Origin of the sequence: Photobacterium sp. OFAV2-7, from assembly GCF_022347985.1 — a bacterium.
Lineage (GTDB): Bacteria > Pseudomonadota > Gammaproteobacteria > Enterobacterales > Vibrionaceae > Photobacterium.
The window spans coordinates 1-3,356 of record NZ_JAKRFQ010000577.1; the positions used below are offsets into that span (position 1 = coordinate 1).

General features: G+C 41.3%; 3 protein-coding genes. 2 read left to right on the forward strand and 1 reads right to left on the reverse strand.

Annotation, left to right across the window (positions count from 1 at the left end; genetic code table 11):
• Window positions 1-161: 161 nt before the first annotated feature.
• Window positions 162-1,019 carry a LysR family transcriptional regulator gene (locus MHN01_RS21135; protein ID WP_239413265.1) on the reverse strand — a complete coding sequence of 286 codons (858 nt, stop codon included), beginning with the start codon at window positions 1,017-1,019 and terminating at the stop codon, window positions 162-164.
• A 99-nt stretch (window positions 1,020-1,118) separates the two neighbouring features.
• On the opposite strand from MHN01_RS21135, the gene MHN01_RS21140 reads away from it, so the two are divergent.
• Window positions 1,119-2,183 (forward strand): HlyD family secretion protein, encoded by a 1,065-nt coding sequence (locus MHN01_RS21140; RefSeq protein WP_239413267.1) that lies wholly within the window; start codon window positions 1,119-1,121, stop codon window positions 2,181-2,183.
• A gap of 7 nt (window positions 2,184-2,190) precedes the next feature.
• Window positions 2,191-3,192: a DUF2955 domain-containing protein gene (locus tag MHN01_RS21145; RefSeq protein ID WP_239413268.1), complete on the forward strand. Its 1,002-nt coding sequence runs from the start codon at window positions 2,191-2,193 to the stop codon at window positions 3,190-3,192.
• The last annotated feature ends 164 nt before the right edge of the window (window positions 3,193-3,356 follow it).

A 3,356-nucleotide genomic window follows, 5' to 3' on the forward strand; every position in this document is an offset into this window, starting at 1 on the left:
TTTACGACAGTTCAGTAGCGCGAAAAATTCAACGCTTGAGTCTTAAAAAAAGGACAATAAAGTAAGGCTAATAAAATCACTCGTTTGTTGGATTAGAACTGATTTAGCCTTTGTAGAGGTATATATTTGGTAACTGATGAGTGCCAGGCACTCATCACCACTTAGAAATACTCCCTAAACAAATCAATCAGAATTTTAATTTTCTCTGGCAGAAAAAATGCTGATGGGTAGATTAAGGTGACCTGATGATCGGGATACTCAAAGCAGGGCATTACTTCAACAAGTAGTCCATCTTCGATAGCTTTCCTTGAATGAGCTTCTGGAATAAATGCAATCCCATTACCGTCTAAAGCCATGGTTCTTAACAGAGTCAAATCATCCGATTTAACTGAAACATGGAGTTCTGATGGAATAAGGGAAGCGTTGTAGCGGTTCGTCAAAAGACGGTGAGATTTGAGGTCCTCCATAGATGAAATTGGAGGGTGTTCAGCTAGGTAGCTCTTTGATGCAACCAGATGGCTGCGGTAAGAAAGCAGACTGAATTGGATATAGCTATCATCACTAACTTTAACCACACTGGGTAATATTTGAAGATCAAAGGCTTGTCGCTTTAAATCGACGCTTTCCTGATGGTTTTCAATCTCTACGCTTATGTTCGGAAAACGGCTTGTGTATTTGGTGATGATTTCTTTGAAGGCGGACAGCGTCATGATAGCAGTCGGAATTGCAATCCTGACAGTACCTGTGAGACTGTGTTGTTGCTCGCTGAACACACCGATCCCTTGTTCTAGTCTGGCGATAGGTTGCGAAGCGATTTCGTATAATTGTTTTCCTTTCTCTGTAAGCTCAATAGTTCTTGTGGTTCGAATAAGGAGCTGGCATCCCAATGCAGCTTCAAGCTCTTGCAATCGGCGGCTGATTTTTGAACGCTGAAGGTTATTAGCAGCAGCTGCTGAGCTTATACCGCCATGTTCCACGGTTTGAATAAAGAGCCTGAGGTCATTGAAGTTTACATTCATTGTTCTGCTTTTAGGTCATAAGTGTACTGAATATTATTCTACTGAATCTCAATTGCTTTCTCTATAATCGGCCAAAAATTTGTGTTTATGGAACTTAAAATGAATGCTGATCAACAATTCAAAAGTTGGATGCGTTTTCTAATCGCCTTCTTTTTTCTACTCTTTGCATATATTGTTATTGCGGATCGTCATGCTCCTTTAACTACTGAAGGTCGTGTACAGGGTTATGTCGTTCAGGTAGCCCCTGAGGTAACCGGAAAAATTACTCAGGTTTTTGTAACAAATAATCAAAAGGTAAAGCAAGGAGATGCATTATTTGAAATTGATGAGCGTAAATATAGAATCGCACTGGATAAAGCAACGCTGTCTTTAAGGTCTGCTCTCGAAAAAGAAGAGACCTTGTATTCACAAAGAGAGGCCGCCCTTGCGAATATTAGCCGAGCTCGAGCCAACTATAATAATACTCATCGCGAGTATCAGAGACTTGAAAAACTATCATTTAAAAAGGTGATATCACAATCTAACCTCGACAATGCTGCCGCTCAAGATCATATCGCTAAGGCAACGCTGCGAGCGCAGGAGCAAAACTTAAAAGTGATTGAAACACAGCTCGGTGATGAAAAAGGAAAAAGTACAGCAGTATTGTTAGCACAAAACATGGTAAATAGTGCGAATCTGGATTTATCGTATACTGTAGTAACGGCACCAAGCGATGGTGTTGTGACTAACCTTCAATTAGAAGTGGGTACGATGGCTAGGGTAAATGCACCTTTACTGACATTTGTACCAACAGGGTCTATGTGGGTTGCGGCTGACTTTCGCGAAAAATCTGTTGCAGGTGTGGATGGAAATTACTCAGCGCTAGTGACCTTTGATGCTAACCCTGGTGAGGTATACCGCTTTTCTATCAAAAGCCGGGATTACGGTGTAGCAGCGGCTCAGCAACAGCCAAATGGTTCCTTAACCCAGGTGGAGAAGAATAACCGTTGGGTACGTGACGCGCAACGTACCAGGGTTAACCTTGAAAATAACGAACACCTGCCAAACTCACTATTTGTCGGCTCTAGGGCAACGATTGTTTTATACCCATCAGACAGTGCATTCTGGTCATTGATGGCAACAACTCAGGCTTACCTGGCAAGCTGGTTCCACTTTATTTACTGAGTTTGTTATGAAGACACTACGCATTTGGTTTGGTTGCTCTTTAGGGCTAGCCTTAAGCATGCTATTTGACTGGTCTTACGGTTTCTTTGCCATTATGTTGCCATTATTTGTAGTGGGAAAGATGGAGCGATTTAGTCTGCCGATGTTGCTTATGGTGGTTGCTTCAGCTATCTGGACAACATTACTCGCTACATTCCTGGTAGAGCTCTTTCAGCCTTATCCCATCTTGCTGACAGTTGGAGTTGGCATGATGATGTTGGTCAATTGCATCACGATGATGAAGCCAAAAACCTATCTATTTGGTTTCATGGGTTTGTTTGTCGGGTCAATTGTTCTCAATTATGCAAGCTATGACTTTATCGATATTGAAGATTTCAATGTTAATCTTTGGGTTATTACTATAGCTAACATTGGGATCTGCGCTTTAGCATTTTGGTTGTTTCCTGCGGAAGAGAAAAGCTCTGATTTAAGTGCAATTAGTACACCAGTGAAGCAGGATATTGATTACATAGCGCAAGTGGCTATGGGGTGGATAGTGTCCATGGCCGCCTTTGGCATCTTTCAGGTAGCGGATCTTTATGATTCACTTTCGGCACTAGCATCGATCATTATCATTATTGCCCCGATGACACTAGCCGGTTCGATGGCCGTAGCAAAGGTGAGAATAATTGGGACAGGCTTGGGGTGTATTTCTGGATTAGGCGTACAGTTGATTTTAGGGCAATGGTTTAGTCAGGGAGTACTTTATTGGTTGGCTTTTTCCATTGCAATGGGTATTTTCTGCCACTGGCAAACGAAAGGACAAATAAAGTCTGCAATTGGATTTTCTGCAATGTCAGCACTTTCTGTTCCTCTTACAACGGCCGTGATACCGGAGCAGAAAGATGCTTTCTTTTCTATTTTATATCGATTTAGTTCAATATTTATCTCAGTAACATTGACTGTTATGTTGATTTGGGTTGTTCATCATGGGATCCGTCATCAGTTGTTAAAACCAATCAGAAAATAGAGTATTAGCAATGAAAGTCATAAGCATTTATGATTTTGGATGAGTTCTGGTTGATAATTGATTGTATTGGATGTTAATTAGTTTAACCATCGTATTTATACCAGCCGAGAGCTGGTTTTTTTCTGCCAGAAATTCAGATAAGTCTACCCTCGAAGCTCTCCTTT